Origin of the sequence: Paenibacillus oralis (assembly GCF_003863965.1) — a bacterium.
Lineage (GTDB): Bacteria > Bacillota > Bacilli > Paenibacillales > Paenibacillaceae > Fontibacillus > Fontibacillus oralis.
Window position 1 is genome coordinate 4,480,504 of record NZ_RRCN01000001.1, and the last position, 21,642, is coordinate 4,502,145.

Here is a 21,642-nt window from a genome sequence, read left to right on the forward strand (position 1 = left end):
TGAACAACCTCTGCAAAGGAGATTTTTATTATGACTTCGGAACAAGTAGCTCAAGAGGCGATGCAAATCATTTTGCACGCCGGGGAAGCAAGAAAGCATTGTACGGAAGCGTTAAAAGATATTGAAAAAAACGACTTCGCCGGAGCTAAGGAGAAGATGAAATTAGCCAACGACGAAATTGTGATTGCCCATCGCGTGCAAACGAACTGCATCCAAAAAGAAACGGAAGGCGAACAAGGCGAGTATTCGGTTTTATTTGCCCATGCGCAAGACACGCTCATGACGATTTATAGTGAAATTAATATGTCCAAGCGTCTAATCGACATTTTCGAGAGCTTTAATCAGAGGCTGGCCCAATTAGAAATGACCAATAAATAAAGAGGGGAAGTAAGCAAAATGAAGAACATTCCATCAGGATTTCCGGCCGATTTTTTATGGGGCGGAGCCATCGCCGCCAATCAAGCGGAAGGTGCTTACGATATTAATGGAAAAGGATTAAGTGTAGCGGATATTAATGAATTTACGGATAAGGTTCCTTTAGAGAAAAAATACAATTTGGAACTGACTACGGACTATGTTAAGGAAGCGATGCAAAGCGAGGATCGCGTTTTTCCGAAACGTTGGGGAATCGATTTCTATCACACTTATAAAGAAGACTTGAAATTGCTCAGTGAACTCGGACTTAAAACCTTCCGCACCTCAATCAACTGGACCAGAATTTTCCCGAACGGAGACGAGGCGGAGCCAAATGAAGAAGGGTTGAAATTTTACGATAATCTGATCGATGAAATTATCGCGAACGGCATGGAGCCGATGATCACCTTGTCCCATTACGAAATGCCGCTGCATTTGACCCTGAACTATAAAGGGTGGTACTCCAGGGAGATGATCGATTTCTTCGTCCGCTTTAGCCAAGTCATTTTGGATCGTTACCACAAAAAGGTAAAATACTGGATTATTGTTAATCAAATCAATTTAATCGTTCACGAATCCTTTAACCATCTGGGCATTGCGGAAGATGTAGTGGATGATTTAACCTCCGCCAAATATCAAGGCGTACATCATGAATTTGTGGCTTGCGGTCTGGTCACGAAATATGCCAAAAGCCTCGATCCGAATCTGCAAATCGGAATGATGCTCTGCGGGGGACCGGCCTATCCGGCGACTTGCAAACCGGAAGACGTCTTCGCCACCGTTCGCAATAATCAAATGGAGTACTTCTTCTCCGACGTGCTGCTGCGCGGATATTATCCCGGTTACGCGTTCCGCTATTTCCATGACAACGGGATTACCGTCGAATTTGCGGAGGGCGACGAAGAAGCATTGAAGCATACGGCCGACTTTATGTCCTTCTCCTATTACTACACTCGTATTGTCGATGAAGAGAGCATGAAGAACAAAACAGGCCCTTACCGCAATACCGAACTTCCGGCCAACCCTTGGGGATGGACGATTGATCCGATCGGTCTGCGCACTTTTCTCAACCTGTTCTATGACCGCTATCAGTGCCCTATTTATATCACGGAGAACGGGATCGGCTACCATGACCAATTGGAAGAAGACGATACCATCCATGATCCTTATCGGGTGGACTATTACCGGGCTCATATCGAGCAAATGAAAGAAGCCATTAAGGATGGAGTGGATCTAAGAGGCTACTACGCATGGGGACCGATTGATATCGTGAGTTGTTCCTCTTCGGAAATGAGCAAACGCTACGGATTCATTTACGTGGATCAGGATGATTACGGCAAGGGCAGCAAAAAGCGCCTCCGGAAAGACAGCTTTTACTGGATGCAAAAAGTGATCGCTTCAAATGGAGAAGACTTGGACTAAAGGTTGCGTAAATATGGCTCTTGTGAAATTTGGCGGGCGATTGGTGATTGTGGTCGTTGCCACGGCGTTAAGCGCTCTAGCCGTAAATTTATTTATCGAGTGTAATATCGGGTCCGACACTTTAACGGTTTTGTTGGATGGATTGCATATAAGTCTCGGAATTAGTGTCGGTCTCGCAAGCTCTTGCTTAAGTATTGTTTTTCTTGCCGTGGGTTTATTGCTAAATCGAAAATCAATCGGTTTTTCTTCCGTCTTGTACTCCTTTTTGGTCGGGCCCTTGATTAATTGGATTCATCCGTTTATTGCCGATCTGGAGCTGGCGGATTTATCGCTATTCATTAAAATCGTCATCGTTATCCTGGCTAACTTTTGTTTCTCCATGACTTATGTGCTGTTGATGAATTTCGGTAACGGCATGTACGCCTTAGACGCGATTTTGCGATATACCGAATCCAAATTCGGAATCAGGTATGACCTCGGCAGAATCGGTGTGGACGCGATCTTTTTAAGCACCGGCTTCTTGTTCGGCGGGATCGTGGGGATCGGAACGGTTATAGCGTTTGCTATAACCGGGCCGGGAACCGTATTGCTCGAAAAGATGCTATATAAATTTGGAGGGCTATATAAGTTGAACTGATGAAGTCAACCTATATAGATGGAGGAGAGGAGATAGAAACTATGGTAACAAAAATATTTACAGTCATTGACGAGCTAGGAATACACACACGTCCGGCTTCAACCTTGGTTCAAGCCGCAAGCCAGTATAATGCGGAGGTTAACATCGAATATAACGGCCGATCCGTGAACCTGAAATCGATTGTGGGCGTGATGTCTTTGGGTATTCCGCACGGAGCGCAAATTCAAATTGCTGCGGCTGGTTCCGATGCGGATCAGGCGATCCAAGGGATTGAAGAAGCTTTGAAAAACGAAGGGCTTGGCGAATCATGCGAAGTCATCTGAAAGGAATCGGCGCTTCAGCCGGTATAGCGATCGCCAAAGCCTACCGCCTGGAGGAGCCGGAGCTTAAAATCGTAAAAAAGAACATCGGAGACAGGGACGCCGAAAAACGCCGATTGGAGCAGGCCATCAGCCAGTCTAAGGCGGAGCTTGAAAAAATTAAAGAATACGTAAACCGTGAGTTGGGTGCTGATAAAGCGGAAATTCTCGCCGCTCATTTATTAGTATTAAACGACCCGGAACTAATAAATCCGGTTTTCGATCGGATAAGCACGGAAGGCGTGAACGCGGAATTTGCCTTAAAAGAATCAGCCGACAGATTTGTTTCCATGCTGGAATCGATGGATAACGAATATATGCGGGAACGCGCCAAAGACATCCGCGATGTAACGAATCGGGTGACCGCGCATTTATTAGGCGTGCAAATTCCCGATCCCAGCTTGATTTCCGAAGAAGTCGTCATCATCGCCGAGGATTTGACACCTTCCGATACCGCGCAGTTAAATCGCCGTTATGTAAAAGGGTTTGCAACGGATATCGGCGGCCGCACTTCCCATTCGGCAATCATGGCCCGCACGCTGGAAATCCCGGCCGTCGTTGGCACAAAACAAGCCACATCCAGCATTGAATACGGCGCCGTAGTAATTGTCGACGGGTTGGAGGGCGAGGTCATCATCGACCCGTCACCGGAAACGATTGCCCAATATGAAGCGAAAAAGGTACAATACGAAACGCAAAAAGCAGAGTGGGCCAAACTGGTTCATGAGCCGACGGTAACGAAAGACGGCGTGCACGTCGAGCTGGCCGCGAACATCGGTACGCCGGCTGACGTGAAAAGCGTGCTGGAAAACGGAGGGGAATCGGTCGGGCTTTACCGCACGGAGTTCCTTTATATGGGAAAAGACCGGCTTCCAACAGAGGAAGAGCAGTTTACCGCTTATAAAACCGTTCTGGAAAAAATGAACGGGAAGCCGGTGGTGGTCCGTACTTTGGACATCGGCGGCGATAAAGAGCTGCCTTACTTAAATCTGCCCAAAGAAATGAACCCGTTTTTAGGCTTTAGAGCGATTCGTTTATGCTTGGAAGAACAGGCTATTTTCCGTACCCAATTACGTGCCTTATTACGTGCAAGCAGCTATGGAAATTTGAAAATCATGTTTCCTATGATTGCAACCGTTTCTGAGTTCAGGGAAGCCAAATCCATTCTTTTGGAAGAAAAAGAAAAGCTTCTTGCAAGCGGTGTAAGAGTATCGGATCAAATTGAAATCGGCATGATGGTGGAAATACCGTCCACCGCTGTAATGGCGGATCAATTTGCCAAAGAAGTCGACTTCTTCAGCATCGGCACCAATGATTTGATCCAATATACTCTGGCCGCCGATCGCATGAATGAACGCGTAGCTTACCTGTATCAACCCTACAATCCCGCGATTTTACGTCTGATTTCAATGGTCATTGATGCGGCGCACAAAGAAGGAAAATGGGCGGGGATGTGCGGAGAAATGGCCGGCGATCCGATTGCCATTCCTTTATTGCTTAGTCTGGGACTTGATGAGTTCTCCATGAGCGCAACATCCATTCTTCCGGCACGCGCGCAAATCAAAGAGCTGTCAAGTGAACATGCAATAAGCGTGAAAGGGGCCGTTCTATCCATGAAAACGTCAGAAGAAGTGATTGAGTTTGTAAAAAGGACCTTTAATTGATAACGATTGCAGCTTTGGGTTAAAACTTGAAAGGCGATCTTGCCGGATATTTCGGCAGGACCGCCCTTTTTTATGTTACAGCGGAGCTGAACGATTTCGGCCAGCGCAATGGCGGCGATAACGACAAGCCCCGAATAAATCAGAATCGCCGGGAGGAAACCGATTCGTTCGGCCCCATAAATCCGAGCAATTTGGCCGATCGTATCGACTCACTTAGTTTCTCTCCTAAATTGATTGACTAATATGGGCACTTATGGTAATTTATTTTATGATAATGATAATCATTATCAATTAAGAGATGCAACTTTCGCTCGTTGCTTCATGCTCATCATACGTTAGCAAAAGGAGGTTCCCCGTGGTTTCAAAAAAAGAGCTGCCGAGATGCAGAAACTTGCGGACGCCGGACCGGAGCCGGAAAACCAACTTGAATGAGATCAAAGAATTTATGGATCAGCATTATGACGAATCTCTATCGATTGGGCAACTGGCACGGATGGCCAATATCAGCCCCAAATATTTTGTCGACCTCTTCAAGAAAACCTATGGCCTAAGCGCTATGGATTACTTAACGGCTGTGCGTATAAACCACGCGAAGCGATACTTGGCGGAATCCGGAGAGCGTCTGCGGGATATTGCCTTGAAAGTTGGGTATAAGGATGAATTCTATTTTAGCCGCAAATTCAAGAAAGAAGTTGGCGTTTCTCCGTCCGACTTCGCCAAGAACGCGAAGCAGCACATCGCCGCCTGTTCCTCTTCGGTGATCGGGCAACTGATTGCGCTGGATGTCATGCCGGTGGCGGCGCCGCTCGACTCGAAGTGGACGCCTCATTATTACCACACCTTGCGAACGAAGATTCCCTTCCAATTAAATCTTACCGCTCCATATTCTCCTCGTTCGTTCGAAGTGAATCTGAACAAACTGGTGCAGGCTCGTCCCGATGCGATCATTGGCACTGAACATCTTACTTCCATGGAGAAGACGAAAGTAAAGGAAATCGCTCCCTCTCTCATTGTATCGGCGCAAGACGGTTGGCGGGATCAACTGCAGAAGATTGGCCGTTTTTTGAATAGAGAAGACAAGGCGGCGCAATGGATACGCCGATACGAACAGCGGGTTCAGTCCGCCCGGACGAAAATTGGCGAAGTGTTGGGACAGGACCAGTTATTAGTCCTGCGTATTTATGGGCACAGCATCCATATATATGGGAACCGCGGACTGGAAGAGCTGCTTTATCACGACCTCAAGCTGGAATCCGTGGCCCTGCGCTGTGCGTCCAGCAGTCCGCCGTTGACATTGGAGCAATTGGCTAAGCTAGCCCCCGACCGAATTCTCGTCCTGGTATGCCCTGAAGCGTCGTCCCGTGCTTTCTGGCTGGCGCTGCAGCATTCACCCGAATGGCGGAAGCTGACAGCGGTAAAGAACCGGTATGTCTATCCCATTGCCTCCGATCCGTGGTGCGAATACTCGGCAGTCGCCATCACGCGAATGCTAGATGAAATCTTGCTGCTGTTTACCGGAAATTGTCCAAATGCTTTTCTGGATAACGGCTATGGAGAATCCTTCGGCCCCTGATCTATACTTAGGTGAATGAGAATCATTATCACTTAGGGGGGATACCATGTCAAAATTTCTAGTTCACGCCAAGTCCGGCTTTATGGCTCGCATGTCGGCGTTGCTGTGCTGCGTGCTTTTGGGAAGTGTGCTGACGGCCTGTTCTATGAAAGAGGGCGAAGCCGAGCCGATCGGCCAACCAAGCTCCGCAAACGTCGCGGAAGGGTCTGCCGCAGCGGATGAAAACAGTGCGAAGTCTTCCGGCGAGCGGACGATCACGGACGAGCTTGGCCATGAAATCACCATTCCTGCGGAGCCCAAGAACATTTTCGCTCCCAACTTGGAAGACTCCTTGCTCAGGCTGGGCGTCAAGCCGGTAGCGCAGTGGTCCAACGGGAAACGGGGACATGATTACCTGCAAGAGGAATTGAAAGGCGTGCCGAAGCTTGATTTCTCGGAAGGGCAGCCATCGCCGGAGGCGTTACTGTCTTACAATCCCGATCTGATTATCTTACATACGCAGACCTATGCCCAGAATGGGAACTATGAAATCTACTCCAAAATTGCGCCAACCTATGTATTCACAAATGCTTCCGGAAATATCGAGAACTCCCTCACTACCATTGGAGAGCTGCTCGGCAAAACCGACGAGGCCAATAAAGCGCTGCAGGCTTACCGCCAAAAAGTGAAGGAAGCCCAGGAAAAGCTGAAAGAAGCGGTCGGAGAGAAGAAGGTGGCGATTATTCGCTTTGCCCACAAAGGCGTCAGCCTGATGGGCGGGCAATACTTGTGCGGTTATGTCGTCCACCGCGATCTGGGGCTTGGCATATCCGATCTCGTAGGGAATGAGAATAGCGCCAGCATATCCATGGAGATTCTTCCCGAATTGGACGCGGACTATATTTTTGTCATTAATGCCTATGGCCAAGGGACGGAGCGCATGAAAGAAATGATGGAAAGTCCAATCTGGAAGAGCATGACTGCCGTCAAGCAGGGTCATGTGTACGAAGTAAGCAATGAATATTGGCTTGGCAGCGGGCTTATCGCTTACGAAAAAATTGTAGACGACACGGTTCGGCTGCTGACGCAATGAGCGAAAGGAGGATGACATGAAACGGAACATCATTACGCTTGATCATTTTTCGCGCAGCCAAGTCGGCATTCCTCGCTCGGAGCAATGGTCACTGCGTTCGCGGGCCGAGAATCGCACCTACCGGATTATCGTGGCGCAGCCGGAGGGGGAGCCCCCTCCTTCGGGATATCCGGTCATCTATTTACTGGATGGCAACGCGGTATTCGGAACGATGGTCGAGGCGGTGCGCCTGCAGGGCCACTGTCCCGACAAGACGGGAGTGGCTCCGGCGATCATTGTAGGAATTGGCTATGAGACGGAGGCTCCCTATCCGCCGGACCGCTATTACGATTACACGCCAGTTCGCAGTACGGTGTACACGCACGGATCCGACGGAGCAGAGCTGCCCGAACAAGGCGGGGCAGCGGCGTTCCTGCAATTCATCGAGGAGGAACTGAAGCCGCAGATCGCCAGCGAGTTCCGGATTGACCTGAACCGGCAGACTATTTTCGGACACTCTCTCGGTGGTTTGTTCGTGCTGTACGCGTTGTTTACGAAGCCGGACGCGTTCCGGCACTATATTGCAGGCAGTCCGTCCATCCATTGGAGCAAGGAATTTTTGCTTGAACAGGAGCGGACATTCACGGCCCGTATACGGGAGGAGCCGGTCAACGCCCGGCTGTTGCTCGGAGTCGGGGAATTGGAGAAAAGCCATGTCTCCCGCAATTGCGAGAGCGCCAGGGAGCTTGCAGAACGTCTATCTTCTCTCTCCGATTTGGGAGTGAGCGCCGTATACAAAGAATTTGAAGATGAAGGGCATGTCTCGGTGCTGCCGATTCTGATCAGCCGGGCCTTGCGGTTTGCCCTGAATCCGGAGCAGCAATGAGGAGTTGATTAAAGGTGGAATATGAAGGAATTAAGGGGAAAGTCGCATTGGTTACAGGCGCTGCCCAAGGCATCGGGGAAGCGGTGGCTCGCGCGCTTGCCGGACTCGGGGCGATCGTCGCGGCCATAGATCGGAATGCCGCGGGCGTCGAGAAGCTTGCCGCCGAGTTGAACGGCACCGGGAATCTCCGTGCCGCGCCATACCCGGCGGACGTGGGTGACCGGGCGGCCGTGGAAGAAGCGGTGGAGCGAATCGAACAGGAACTGGGGCCGATTGAGATCGTCGTCAATGTGGCCGGTGTGCTGCGGGCAGGGCGCATCGAATCGCTTAGCGATGAGGATTGGCAGGAAACCTTCAGGGTCAATGTCAACGGTGTATTTTATGTGTCTCGGGCCGCCGTCGGACGGATGGCGCTCCGCGGTTCCGGCTCCATCGTTACCGTGGGGTCGAACGCGGCCGGGGTGCCGCGGATGCATATGTCGGCCTATGCGGCTTCGAAGGCAGCCGCAGCCATGTTTACCAAATGTCTTGGGCTGGAGTATGCCAGGAATAATATTCGCTGCAACATCGTAGCACCCGGATCCACGGATACGGCCATGCAGCGGGTGCTTTGGAGCGGCGAGGACGGTGCGGAGGCAGTTATTGCCGGCTCGCCGGAGTCGTTCCGCTTGGGTATTCCGCTGCACAAGCTGGCCATGCCCTCCGACATTGCCGATGCGGTGAGTTTTCTCGTATCCGACCGGGCGCGGCATATTACGATGCATGAATTGTACGTCGACGGCGGTGCGACTTTGGGGTGCTGAGATAGATAGGAGGGAGACGGTTGAAATGCCGAAATATGATGATGCGGCTCTTGCGGCGTCTGCCGTAAAGCTGTTGGAGCAATACCGGACGGGAACGTCCTTCTATTTTTCTTCGCTGGAACGAACCTTGTTGACGCGGGGAGAATGGGGACGGGTGTCCGATCAGGAGGGGCTGGACGACTGCCGTCGCCTGCCCGAGCGCGCGGCGGAGCTTCTGGCCGTTGCCAGACAGAAGGGGCATGCGATGCCGCTTGTCGTCGGCGCGATTCCCTACGCTCCTGCAAGACCCGCGCAGCTTATCGTGCCGGACGATGTGCAATGGGCAGGCCCTTTGCGTTTCGATGCCGGCATGCTGAAGGAACGGCCCGTGGCATCCGTATGGGAGGTACAGCCGATTCCGGAGCCGGAAGCATATATGGATGGTGTGAACGAAGCGCTGGCCCGCCTGAGTGAAGGCGAACTTCAGAAGGTGGTGCTGTCCAGAACTTTGCTGATGACGGCGCCGGAAGCTGTCGATGTCCAGCAAATCCTGCACAATTTGGCTTGTCACAATGCCCATGGCTATACTTTTGCGGCCGATTTGGCGGCGGAAGATGGCAAAGCGGCGGAAGCGCGCAGGGGTCCCCGCACGCTGATAGGGGCCAGTCCGGAGCTGCTCATCACGAAGAAGGGTTTACAAGTTACGGCCAATCCGTTGGCAGGCTCCGCGGCCCGCAGCGATGATCCGAACGAGGACAAGCGCAGGGCGACCGCGCTGCTGGCCTCCGACAAGGACAGGCATGAGCATAAAGTTGTGATTGATGCGGTGGTCGCTGCGCTGCGTCCCTATTGCCGGGAATTGCATGTTCCCGCCGGGCCGTCGCTCGCGCGGACGAAAACGATGTGGCATCTCTCGACCAACATCACCGGGGAGCTTGCCAATCCTGCGGTCTCCTCGCTGGAGTTGGCCATGGCGCTTCATCCAACGCCTGCCATTTGCGGAACGCCCACGGAGCTGGCCCGCGCCGTGATTGCGGACATCGAGCCCTTCGATCGTGCGTACTACACGGGGGCGGTCGGTTGGTGCGACGCGAATGGAGACGGGGAGTGGGCGGTCACGATCCGCTGCGCGGAGGCGGAAGGACGTACACTGCGCCTGTTTGCCGGAGCGGGAATCGTCGCCGGCTCGAACGCGGCTTCGGAGCTTGCGGAGACTTCGGCCAAGTTCCGTACGCTGCTGCTTGCCATGGGGTTGGATCAAGAACAATGTTCAAGGGTGAAGGAGGGATGAGCATGCTGATGGAGGGATGTCACGCATGGCCGGAAGAATGGGCCGAACGCTACCGCCAGCTGGGATGCTGGCGCGGAGAGACGTTCGGCGAAATGCTGCGGCAGCACGCCGCGGCTCACGGGGATCGCGTTGCCATCGTCAGCGGCGATCGGCGGATAAGCTATGCGGAGCTTGACGCCAGCGCAGACCGCCTTGCCGCCGGATTCCGCAACTTGGGTTTGCGGCCGCGGGATCGGGTTATCGTTCAACTCCCCAATATTCCGCAATTTTTTGAAGTTATTTTTGCCCTGTTCCGGTTGGGCGCGCTGCCCGTCTTTTCCTTGCCGGCCCACCGCAAGAGCGAGATCGTTTATTTATGCGAATTCGCCGAAGCGGCGGCATATATTATCCCTGATATCGACATGGGCTTTGATTACCGGGAGCTTGCCGACCAGGTGCGGGAAGCGGCTCCAGGCTTGCGCCAGGTGATTGTGGCCGGGGATGCGGGAAAGTACGTGGCACTGGACGATCTGTATGCCGAGCTTGTGGACGACATCGATGGACCACGGCCCGAGGACATTGCTTTTTTCCAGCTTTCCGGCGGGACGACCGGGCTTCCTAAACTGATTCCCCGTACGCATGATGATTATATCTACAGTCTCCGGATGAGCGCCGAGATCTGCGCCCTGAATGAGCACAGCGTCTATTTGGCGGTGCTGCCCGTCGCTCACAACTATCCGCTCAGCTCGCCGGGCACGCTGGGAACGCTCTATGCCGGCGGCAAGGTCGTGCTGGCGCGCGGAGCGAGTCCAGACATCGCCTTCCCCCTTATCGCGCAGGAAGGCGTCACGATCACGGCCGTCGTACCGCCGCTGGTCTTGATCTGGCTTGATGCGGCGGCATCCCGCCGCTGCGACCTATCACCTCTTCGAGTGCTGCAGGCAGGCGGAGCCAAGCTCAGCGCGGAGGCGGCCAAGCGGGTACGGAACGTTATGGGCTGCACACTGCAGCAGGTCTATGGAATGGCGGAAGGGCTGGTGAATTATACGAGGCTGGATGATCCGGAAGACATCGTCGTGAACACGCAAGGCCGGCCGATGTCGCCATATGATGAAATCCGGCTGGTCGATGACGATGACCGCGAAGTCGAGCCGGGCGGGACGGGTCATCTGCTGACGCGCGGACCTTATACCATCCGCGGCTATTACAAAGCCGAGAAGCATAACGCCAAAGCGTTCACAGCCGACGGATTTTACCGTACGGGCGACCTGGCCCGATTGACCCCGTCCGGTTATCTGGTCATTGAAGGCCGCGCCAAGGACCAAATTAATCGCGGCGGAGACAAGGTGGCGGCAGAAGAGGTAGAGAATCATCTTCTGGCCCATCCCGGCGTGCACGATGCGGCGGTGGTGGCGATGCCGGACGAGTTCCTTGGGGAGCGCACATGCGCATTCGTTATTCCTTATCCATCCTCACCGCTGACGGCTGCTGAACTGAAAGCCTTCCTCAGGGAGCGGGGGCTGGCGGCTTACAAAATCCCCGATCGGGTGGAGTTTACGGATTCTTTTCCCAAAACAGGGGTTGGCAAGGTAAGCAAAAAGACGCTGCGCGAGCTCATTGTCAATAAGCGGAACGAACTCGCCGATCCGTCCAAATAACGATGAAAAGAGAGAGGGGATGTTATTATGGCTCTTCCTTCCATATTGCCTTATCCGATGCCTGCGGAGTCGGACCTGCCGGCGAACAAGGTGGCCTGGACGCGCGATCCGAAGCGGGCCGTTCTTCTGATTCATGATATGCAACAATACTTCGTTGACGCCTTCAATGCGGACGAATCGCCTGTCCCGGAATTATTGGCGAACATCCGGAAGCTTCGCACGCAATGCTCCGCTCTAGGCATCCCTGTCGTGTACTCGGCGCAGCCCGGCGGACAGAGCCCTGAACGGCGCGGATTGCTGTGTGATTTCTGGGGGCCGGGCATGAATGACGGGCCTTATCAGAAAAAAATCGTGGAAGCGCTGGCTCCCGGCGAGCATGATATCGTGATAACGAAATGGCGATACAGCGCGTTTCAAAAAACAGAGCTGCTCGATTTATTGCGCCAGCGCGGCCGGGATCAACTAATCGTGTGCGGCATTTATGCGCATATCGGCTGCCTCATGACCGCATGCGAAGCATTCATGCAAGATGTGCAGCCTTTCTTCGTCGCCGACGCTGTCGCGGATTTCTCGGCAGAGAAGCATCGGTCGGCTCTCGCTTACGCGGCTGAACGCTGCGCAGTCACGATAACGACCCGGCGTCTCATTGAGGAACTGGCCCGGCAGGGGGATTCGGCGTCTGAATCTGAATCCGTATCGGTGTCTGATTCGAGCCTGCAAGCGCTGCCTGAAGGATGGCCCCTGCCATTGACGCGGCAAGCGCTGCGCGCTGAAGTGGCAGGACTGCTGCAGGAGCATCCGTCCAAAATTGCGGATCATGACAACCTGATTACCACCTGGGGACTCGATTCGATCCGGATTATGAGCTTGATGGAGCGGTGGCACCGCGGCGGAGCCGAAGTAAGCTTCGCGGAGTTGGCCGAACGCCCTACATTGGCCGACTGGTGGCAGCTTATATCTTCCCGGATGAGCTGCTCTTTGCCGAACGGCGATTATTTTTTCGTATAGGAGGTGGAGATGCTCATGCATGATCTTGATCAGGGCCGCTGGCCTTTGTCGGGTGCGCAGTCGGGCATTTGGTTCGCGCAGCAGCTTGATCCGGACAATCCGATATTCAATGCCGGAGAGTACATCGATATCCTCGGACCTGTCGACCCGGATCGCTTCGAGACCGCGGTACGCCAGGCCGTAATGGAGGCGGAAGCGCTGCACGCACGCTTTGGCGAGGATCGGGACGGTCCTTGGCAGACGATCGCCCCGTCATCCGCTTGGACGATGCATAGGGTCGATGTGTGCGGCGAGGAGGATCCGCATGCAGCGGCGAAAGCATGGATGAAGCAGGATCTGGCCCGGCCGGTCGATCTGCGCCGTGGTCCGCTGTTTACCGAAGCGTTATTGAAGCTGGCGCCCGATCGATTCTATTGGTACCAACGTATTCATCATATTGTGATCGATGGTTACGGCTTTTCGCTGTTGACGCGAAGGGTAGCGCAAATTTATACGGCGCTCGCTCGTGATCTGCCGCTAGGCGAGGGGGCGTTCGGTTCATGGCGCTCCGTCCTGGAGGAAGATGCGGCTTACCGCGCATCGGAACGGCTGGAGCGGGATCGGCAATTTTGGCAGGCCCGCTTCGCCGATCATCCGGAAGCGGTTAGCCTTGGCGATCGGGCTCAGTTCACGTCGAGAAGCTTTTTGCGCGAGTCCGCGGAGCTGCCGTCAAGCATCATGGACGCTTGGCGGACGGCCGCGGGCGGAATGGGGGCAAGCTGGCCCGATGTTGTGATGGCCGCCGCCGCGATCTATGTGCATCGGCTAACCGGCACGGACGACGTCATTCTCGGCGTGCCGATGATGTGCCGTCTCGGCTCCGCGGCGATGCGCGTTCCCGGCATGGTGATGAACCTGTTGCCGCTGCGCGTCGCCGTCCGGCCGGACATGAGCGTGAGCGAGCTGGTGCGGCAGATCTTCGGGAATATGCGCGAGATAGGAAAGCATCAGGACTACAGGCACCAGGATCTGCGGCGCGACCTGAAATTAGTGGGAGACAACCGGAGGCTGTTCGGACCTCTCATGAATATTATGCCGTTTATCGAGGAGCTGAATTTTGCCGGATGTCGCGGCAAGATACGCAATCTGGCGGCCGGGCCTGTCGATGATCTGACGATTCATGTTTACTGCGGCTCCGGCGGCAGCGGACCGCGTATTGACTTCGATGCCAACCCTGCCGTTTACGATGCCGGCGAACTGAGCGCGCATCGGCGCCGCTTCCTGCATGTGCTGGACAAGCTGGCTGCGTCCGATCCCCGCCAACCGCTTGGCCGTTTGGAGCTGCTGCTGCCTGAAGAACGCCTTCAGGTGTTGGACGAATGGAATGACACCGCCCACGCGCTGATGCAATGGAGCGTCCCGGCGTTGTTCGAGGAGCAGGCGGCGAGCACGCCCGATGCAGTGGCTGTGGTCTTCGAGGACACGGTACTCCGTTATGCGGAATTGAACGCGCGCGCCAACCAGCTGGCGCATCTGCTCATTGCGCATGGTGCCGGCCCGGAGCGGATCGTGGCTCTGGCGCTCCCGCGATCGATTGAGATAGTCATCGCCATCCTGGCGGTACATAAGGCGGGAGCGGCTTATTTGCCGATCGATCCGGATTATCCGTCCGCCCGGATTGCCTATATGCTGAATGATGCCGCTCCGATGTGCCTGATCACGGTTCGGGAGGTGGACTCCAGGCTGCCCGGTTCCGGCGCGATTCCGAAAATCTTGCTTGATGAGCCTGCGGCCATGAAGCGCCTCGAGCGGCAAGTGGAGCGCAACCCGAGCGACGCCGACCGGTTATGCCGTTTGTCGCCGCTTCACCCGTCTTATGTCATTTACACCTCCGGATCGACGGGCAGACCGAAGGGCGTCTTGCTTACATTTGAAGGGCTGGCCAACCTGCTGCTGTGCATGCGTGAGCGGTTTGCGCCGGATGGCCGGGATAAGCTGCTGTCCGTGACGACGATCTCCTTCGATATCGCCGTCATGGAGGTGCTGTTGCCGCTCACGACGGGAGCCGCCGTCGATATCGCCTCGAAGGAGACGCTTCTGGACCCGCATGCGCTGGCCCGGAAAATCAAAGGCAGCGGGGCGACCATGATGCAGGCGACCCCGACGTTATGGCAGGCGCTTGCCGCCAGCCAGCCCGGCAGCTTCGACGGGCTGACGGTGATAACCGGGGGCGAGGCCTTGCCGGTCGGGCTCAAGCTCGCCCTGCAGGATTTGGATTGTCAGGTGAACAATCAATACGGCCCGACGGAGACGACTATTTATTCGACCGCTGCCTTGTTGGGACCGGAGCGTACGGGGAAGCCGTCCATTGGGGGGCCGATTTGGAATACCCGGCTCTACGTGCTCGATGCGGCGCTGCAGCCAGTTCCTCCGGGGGTGGCGGGGGAGCTGTACATTGCGGGCGCAGGGCTGGCGCGCGGCTATCTGGGGCGGCCGGATCTGACGGCGGAGCGGTTCGTGGCCGATCCGTTCGGGCCTCCGGGCACCCGGATGTATCGCACGGGCGATCTCGTGCGATGGCTGGCTGACGGCTCCATCGATTATTTGGGGCGGGCCGATCATCAGATTAAGCTGCGCGGTTTCCGCATCGAGACGGGCGAGATTGAGGCTCTGCTCACCCGGCATGCCGATGTCGCGCAAGCCGCGGTGATTGTCCGGGAGGATCGGCCGGGGGAGCGGCGCTTGGTTGCTTATGTCGTTCCGGCTTCGCCTTCCGGAGTCGATCCGGACGCACTGCGCCGCTATGCTGCCGGCCAACTGCCTGACTATATGGTACCTGCCGCGATCGCCACGCTGGATGCCATGCCTTTAACACCGAACAAGAAGATTGACCGCAAGGCTCTGCCTGTGCCCGATTCCGGACAAGCGGCTGTAGGGCGAGAACCCCGGACCCCGCAGGAGGAGATGCTCTGCGCCCTGTTCGCCGAAGTGCTCGGACAGCCCCGCGTCGGTATCGATGATGACTTTTTCGCGCTGGGCGGCCATTCCTTGCTTGCCGGACGAGTCATCCTCCGCATACGCGAGTCGTTGGGCGCCGAATTGAGTATTGGCAGCCTCTTTGAAGAGCCTACGGTGGCGGGGCTTGTCCAGCGGCTGGATGATTCGCGGGAAGCCCGGCCGGCTATCCGGCCGGGTGGGCGGCCCGACGATATTCCGTTGTCCTTCGCCCAACGGCGGTTATGGTTCCTGTATTGTCTGGAAGGACCGTCCCCGACTTATAATATCCCTCTTGTCGCCCGCCTGTCCGGTGAACTGGACATCCGGGCGCTGGAGGACGCCCTTGCCGATGTGGCGGGCCGGCATGAGACGCTGCGCACCGTGTTCCCCGATGCGTCGTCCGGCGCCTCTCGCCAGTTGATTCTGGATGCCGGCGAGGCGCGCCCTAGACTGATTTTGACCAAGACCAGCGAAGCGGAGCTGCCTGAACGGCTTAAGGAAGCCGTTCGCTACCGCTTCCGGCTAGCGGAAGAGCCTTCCCTTCGGGCAGAATTGTTCGAGCTTGGGCCGAATGAATACGTCCTGCTGCTGCTCCTGCATCATATCGCCGGGGACGGATGGTCGCTGTCACCGCTGACGCGCGATCTGTCCGCCGCCTATGCGGCGCGCTGCCGGGGCGAGCATCCCGCCTGGCCGCCGCTGCCGGTTCAATATGCGGACTACGCGATCTGGCAGGAGCGCTTGCTGGGAAGCGGCGGCGATCCCGGCAGCCTGATGGCCCGCCAGCTTGAGTTCTGGACACGGACGCTTGCAGGGTTGCCGGAGCAGTTGGAGCTGCCGGCCGATTATCCGCGTCCGGCAGCGGCCAGCTATCAAGGCGGCTCCGTCCGGTTCCGTATCAATGAGGAGCTTCACGGCCGGCTCTTGGAGCTCGCCCGCGACGGCAAGGCGAGCCTGTTCATGGTATTGCAGGCCGCGCTGGCCGTGCTTCTGACGCGGCTTGGCGCGGGCAATGATATACCGATCGGCAGCCCGATAACCGGGCGGAACGACGATGCGCTTGACGGTCTTGTCGGTTTGTTCATCAACACGCTGGTGCTTCGGACCAACACGTCAGGGGCCCCCAGCTTCCGCGAATTGCTTGCCAGGGTCCGCCAAGTGAATCTGGACGCGTACGCGAATCAGGATTTGCCGTTCGAGCGTCTCGTCGAAGCGGTGAACCCGGTTCGCTCCCGTTCCCGGCATCCGCTCTTTCAGATCATGCTGGTGCTGCAAAATACACCGGCTCCCGCGCTCGATTTGCCGGGTGTAGAAGCCGGCGTTCAATTGGAAAGCGCAGGCACGGCGAAGTTCGACCTGACCGTGGAGCTTCAGGAATGCCGCGATGCGAAGGGCGAACCGGCCGGGTTGGTCGGAATGGTCGAATACAGCGCGGATTTGTTTAAGCGCGGCACAGCCGATACGTTGGCGGCCCGCTATGTGCGTGTGCTGGAGTCGGCTGCTGCTGCACCGGACAAGCCGATGGGGCGGCTTGATATTTTGATGCCGGAAGAGCGGCGCCGCATCCTGACGGAATGGAGCGCTTCGGAAGCCGCAGTGCCGCCGCCGGCTACCATTCCGGAGCTGTTCGAGGCGCAGGCCCTCCGTTCGCCGGAGGCGGCAGCCGTCGTTCATGAAGGTAACGCCTTGAGCTATGAGGAATTGAACCTGCGGGCAAACCAGCTCGCGCATTTACTTATGGCAGAGGGGGTAGGCCCCGAGCAAATCGTGGCGTTGGCCTTGCCGCGGTCTATCGAGATGGTTGTCGGCGTATTGGCCGTGCTGAAGGCGGGCGCCGCCTACCTTCCGCTCGATCCGGATTATCCTGCCGATCGGATCGCTTATATGCTGGAGGACGGGGCGCCTGTCTATATGGTGACGATCGCCCAAGTGTCCTCCAGGCTGCCAGAGACCGGAGGTGTTCCGCGGATCGCCTTGGATGAGGCCACTGTTCAGGAGCGGCTGCGGCAGCAATCCTCTGCCAATCCAAGCGCTCAGGAACGCAGTGCGCGACTGTCTCCGCACAGTCCGGCCTATATCATCTATACGTCAGGGTCTACGGGCAAGCCCAAAGGGGTGGTTATCCCGCATCAAAATGTCGTGCGCTTGTTCGCGTCTACCCGGCACTGGTTCCGCTTTGGAGCAGAGGATGTATGGACCCTGTTTCATTCGTACGCGTTTGATTTTTCCGTGTGGGAGATCTGGGGTGCGCTGCTGCACGGTGGGCGTCTCGTCGTAGTGCCTCATGCGGTAAGCCGATCGCCGGGCGAGTTCCTGCGCTTGCTCGCGCAAGAGGGCGTGACCGTCCTGAATCAGACGCCGTCTGCCTTCTATCAATTGATGCAGGCCGATCGGGAACAACCCGAGCTGGGGCAGACGCTTTCGCTGCGTTATGTCATTTTCGGGGGCGAAGCGTTGGAGACGGGCCGTCTGGAGGACTGGTACCGCCGCCATCCGGATCACGCTCCGAGACTGATTAACATGTACGGCATTACGGAGACGACCGTGCATGTCAGCTACAATGAGCTGGATCGGTATAGTGGCGCCTCGGGAGCCAACAGCGTAATCGGCGGGCCGATACCGGATCTGCGAGTGTATGTGCTGGACGAGGCGCTGCAGCCGGCTCCGCCCGGAACGGCCGGGGAAATGTATGTGGCCGGAGCTGGCCTGGCCCGCGGTTACTGGGGCCGTCCGGGATTGACGGCAGAGCGGTTCGTCGCCGATCCGTTCGGCCCGCCGGGCAGCAGAATGTACCGCACCGGGGACGTGGCGAAATGGCTAGTTGATGGAACGCTGGATTATTTGGGCCGCGCTGATCATCAGGTGAAGATTCGGGGCTTCCGCATCGAACCGGGCGAGATTGAAGCCGTGCTGGCCCGTCATCCCGAGGTCGCCCAAGCGGCGGTTGTGGTGCGCGAGGATCGGCCGGGAGACAAGCGGCTGGTCTCTTATGTGGTGTTCGCTGCGGGCGCAAACACGGAGCCGTCCGAATTGCGCCGCTATGCAGCTTCCATACTGCCCGACTACATGGTTCCATCCGCGATTATCGGCCTAGGCGCACTGCCGCTCACCCCGAACGGCAAGCTGGATCGGAAGGCGCTGCCGGCGCCTGAGCTCTCCCTGGAGCTGGACGGCCGCAATCCGAGAACACCGCAGGAGGAGGTGCTGTGCGATCTGTTCGCCGAAGTGCTCGGGGTGCGGCGCGTAGGGATCGACGACAGCTTCTTCGAGCTTGGCGGCCATTCGCTGCTGGTGGTTCGCCTCATCAGCCGCATCCGTGAGGCGCTGGGCCGGGAGATTGGCATTGGCAGCCTCTTCGAAACGCCAACAGTGGCCGGGCTTGCGGAGCGGCTCGATATGGACGGGGGGGACAGCGCCCTCCAGGTTCTGCTGCCGCTCCGAACCTATGGCGCGCAACTGCCGCTATTCTGCGTGCATCCTGCGGGCGGGCTGAGTTGGTGTTATGCGGGCCTGATGAAGCATCTCGGCATGGACTATCCGATCTACGGGCTGCAAGCCCGCGGCATCGCGCAAGCGGAAGAGTTGCCGAAGACGCTTGAGGAGATGACCTCGGATTATATAGAAGCCATTCGCACGATTCAGCCACACGGTCCTTATCGCCTTTTGGGCTGGTCACTTGGCGGAAATGTGGCGCATGCGATGGCTGTGAAGCTCCAAGAAGAAGGGGAAAAAGTCTCGTTTTTGGCTATGCTTGACGCTTATCCGAGCCACTACCTCCCGATTCGGGGAGAACCGGATGAAGAGGAGGCGTTGACTGCGCTGCTTGCTTTGGGCGGCTATGACAAGGACAGCATTGGCGATGTTCCGCTTACTGTCGCTAACGCGATCGAGATTCTTCGCAGCGACAGCAGCGCTTTGGCTACGCTTGACGAGGCAACCATTCTGAATTTGAAAAAAACTTATGAAAACTCGGTCCGCCTTCTGGGAGCCTATACTCCGCGGCGATTCGAGGGGGATCTTCTGTTCTTCCGCTCGACGATCATACCGGATTGGTTCGATCCGATTGAACCGGAGATGTGGATTCCCTTTATAGGCGGACGGATCGATCGGCATGATATCGCCTGCCGGCATAAGGATCTGTGTCAGCCGGGACCGCTTGCCGAGATCGGCGCGACTCTTTTGACCAAGCTGAATGCGGCGAACGGCGCGGCTGCCGGACAAGATGGGAGGGAGCTAATCCATGAGTAATCCTTTTGAGCAAGCGGACAGCGCTTATCTGGTGCTGATGAATGAGGAGGAGCAGTATTCGCTGTGGCCTGCCTTTGCCGCGGTGCCGGATGGATGGAGTACTGTCCTGGGCCCGGAGACGCGCCAGGGGTGCCTTGACTATATTAACCTGCATTGGGCAGATTTGCGGCCCCGCAGCTTATCCGAGTCTTCTTCGGATCTTGTTCATGGAGCATAGTGATGAAGGAAGGGTTGAACCCGAAAACGGCCGTAATTGTCGTATATGTCGCGGCCATGTTCACGGTGGCCATGGACGCTACCGTTCTAAACGTTGCGCTGCAGACGATCAGCCTGGAACTGCAAGTGCCTCCGGCCGCATCGGGAGTACTTAATGTCGGCTACCTGGTAAGCCTCGCTGTCGTCCTGCCGGCGGCGGGCTGGTTAGGCGACAAATGGGGGACCAAACGCGCCTTTTTGCTCGCGCTCGCTTTGTTCACGGGAGCCTCGGCACTATGCGGCTTCGCTGACAGTTTGGCGGCTTTGACCGTTTTTCGGGTCGTGCAAGGCATCGGCGGCGGCCTGCTTACTCCGATAGGAATGGCGATGCTGTTTCGCATGTTCCCCCCGCAGGAGCGGGCCAAGGTCTCCCGGGCCCTCGTTCTTCCGATCGCGGTTGCTCCTGCCGTAGGGCCGATTATTAGCGGGCTGCTGATCGAGCATCTTTCGTGGCGCTGGATATTTTATGTGCATTTGCCGATAGGGATTCCCGCTTTGCTGTTCGGAATCGTCTTTTTGAAGGAGCATCAGGAGCAAAAGGCGGGTCGCCTCGATGTTTGGGGCCTCCTCTTGTCGGCGCCGGGTCTGGCTCTACTGATGTATGCGCTTAGCCAAGGTCCTGTGCGGGGCTGGGATTCTCCCGCAAGCTGGGTAACGGGAGGGATGGGTCTCATCCTGATAACCGCTCTTGTCGCCGTCGAACTGCGGGTGAAGCAGCCGCTCCTGGATCTGCGGCTGTTGGGCGACCGCCTGTTCCGCACGGCAGGCCTCGTCGCTATGTTCTCCGCATCAGGCTTACTGGGGATGCTGTACGTGTTCCCGTTAATGTACCAGAATGCGCTGCATGCTTCGGCGCTCGATACCGGGTTGACGACCTTCCCGGAGGCGCTTGGCCTTATGCTTGCCTCTCAACTTGTGCCCTGGACCTATCCGAGGCTTGGCCCGAAGCGCGTCATGGTTATGGGGTTATTGGGCACGGCGATTCTCTTCGTCATGCTGAGCACGGTCGGCCCTCATACCCATCCATGGCTGATTCGGAGTCTGCTGTTCGGTGTCGGCGTCTTTTTGGGCCATACGGTCGGAGCCGTTCAGATTGCGGCATTTGCCAACATTCCGCCTGCATTGATGGGCCGGGCCTCGACCTGGTTCACCGTGCAGAACAGACTGGGGCCGGCTATAGGCTTGGCGGTTCTGTCCGGTATTCTTGCCGTGGCGGGAACCCGCACGATCAATGCCGCCGGAGATATAGAGCCTAACATCATGGCGTACCGTGCCGCTCTGCTCGGGGCCGCAGGCTTCTTGCTCATGGGCCTTTGCTTTGCGCTGCGGCTTTGCGACAGCGATGCCTCTGCCACCGTTGCGAAGCAAGCCCCGGCGAAGCCGGACGGGGAAAAATCCGTTCAAGCGTGAAGGGCGGTAAATAAAAGTAATAACATCTG

Annotated in this window: 16 protein-coding genes; all 16 read left to right on the plus strand. The window is 56.6% G+C overall.

From position 1 onward, the window contains the following. The first annotated feature begins 30 nt into the window (after positions 1–30). Positions 31–378, plus strand: coding sequence for a PTS lactose/cellobiose transporter subunit IIA (locus EHV15_RS20050; protein ID WP_128632757.1), 348 nt, complete (start codon positions 31–33; stop codon positions 376–378). Positions 379–396: 18 nt separating this feature from the next. Continuing rightward, positions 397–1,836, plus strand: a complete 1,440-nt coding sequence (locus tag EHV15_RS20055) for a glycoside hydrolase family 1 protein (protein ID WP_128632758.1) — start codon at positions 397–399, stop codon at positions 1,834–1,836. A 13-nt stretch (positions 1,837–1,849) separates the two neighbouring features. After that, complete coding sequence (locus EHV15_RS38530) at positions 1,850–2,473, plus strand: YczE/YyaS/YitT family protein (protein ID WP_128632759.1); 624 nt, start codon at positions 1,850–1,852, stop codon at positions 2,471–2,473. 41 nt (positions 2,474–2,514) lie between these two features. Further along, positions 2,515–2,796, plus strand: a complete 282-nt coding sequence (locus tag EHV15_RS20065; protein WP_128632760.1) for a phosphocarrier protein HPr — start codon at positions 2,515–2,517, stop codon at positions 2,794–2,796. Continuing rightward, the gene (ptsP, locus tag EHV15_RS20070) at positions 2,781–4,496 is read left to right on the plus strand and encodes a phosphoenolpyruvate--protein phosphotransferase (RefSeq protein WP_128632761.1); all 1,716 of its coding nucleotides are present in this window, start codon (positions 2,781–2,783) and stop codon (positions 4,494–4,496) included. The genes EHV15_RS20065 and ptsP overlap by 16 nt, the downstream gene beginning before the upstream one ends. A gap of 26 nt (positions 4,497–4,522) precedes the next feature. Then, positions 4,523–4,738, plus strand: coding sequence for a hypothetical protein (locus EHV15_RS20075; protein WP_128632762.1), 216 nt, complete (start codon positions 4,523–4,525; stop codon positions 4,736–4,738). Between the two features lie 113 nt (positions 4,739–4,851). Continuing rightward, entirely contained in the window at positions 4,852–6,069 is a 1,218-nt protein-coding gene (locus EHV15_RS20080) for an ABC transporter substrate-binding protein (protein ID WP_128632763.1), read from the plus strand. A gap of 46 nt (positions 6,070–6,115) precedes the next feature. Further along, on the plus strand, positions 6,116–7,141 hold the full coding sequence (locus EHV15_RS20085; RefSeq protein WP_128632764.1) for an ABC transporter substrate-binding protein: 1,026 nt from the start codon (positions 6,116–6,118) through the stop codon (positions 7,139–7,141). Between the two features lie 16 nt (positions 7,142–7,157). Next, the gene (locus tag EHV15_RS20090; RefSeq protein WP_128632765.1) at positions 7,158–8,006 is read left to right on the plus strand and encodes an alpha/beta hydrolase; all 849 of its coding nucleotides are present in this window, start codon (positions 7,158–7,160) and stop codon (positions 8,004–8,006) included. 14 nt (positions 8,007–8,020) lie between these two features. Further along, entirely contained in the window at positions 8,021–8,809 is a 789-nt protein-coding gene (locus EHV15_RS20095) for a 2,3-dihydro-2,3-dihydroxybenzoate dehydrogenase (RefSeq protein WP_128632766.1), read from the plus strand. A 25-nt stretch (positions 8,810–8,834) separates the two neighbouring features. Further along, positions 8,835–10,079, plus strand: a complete 1,245-nt coding sequence (gene dhbC, locus EHV15_RS20100) for an isochorismate synthase DhbC (protein ID WP_128632767.1) — start codon at positions 8,835–8,837, stop codon at positions 10,077–10,079. A gap of 2 nt (positions 10,080–10,081) precedes the next feature. After that, positions 10,082–11,716, plus strand: a complete 1,635-nt coding sequence (locus EHV15_RS20105) for a (2,3-dihydroxybenzoyl)adenylate synthase (protein ID WP_178075907.1) — start codon at positions 10,082–10,084, stop codon at positions 11,714–11,716. A 27-nt stretch (positions 11,717–11,743) separates the two neighbouring features. After that, entirely contained in the window at positions 11,744–12,724 is a 981-nt protein-coding gene (locus tag EHV15_RS20110) for an isochorismatase (RefSeq protein ID WP_128632768.1), read from the plus strand. Between the two features lie 15 nt (positions 12,725–12,739). After that, the gene (locus EHV15_RS20115; RefSeq protein ID WP_128632769.1) at positions 12,740–19,948 is read left to right on the plus strand and encodes an amino acid adenylation domain-containing protein; all 7,209 of its coding nucleotides are present in this window, start codon (positions 12,740–12,742) and stop codon (positions 19,946–19,948) included. Then, positions 19,941–20,165, plus strand: a complete 225-nt coding sequence (locus EHV15_RS20120) for an MbtH family protein (RefSeq protein ID WP_128632770.1) — start codon at positions 19,941–19,943, stop codon at positions 20,163–20,165. Before EHV15_RS20115 ends, EHV15_RS20120 begins: the two co-directional genes overlap by 8 nt. A gap of 2 nt (positions 20,166–20,167) precedes the next feature. Next, on the plus strand, positions 20,168–21,613 hold the full coding sequence (locus EHV15_RS20125; RefSeq protein ID WP_128632771.1) for a DHA2 family efflux MFS transporter permease subunit: 1,446 nt from the start codon (positions 20,168–20,170) through the stop codon (positions 21,611–21,613). Positions 21,614–21,642: the final 29 nt, after the last annotated feature.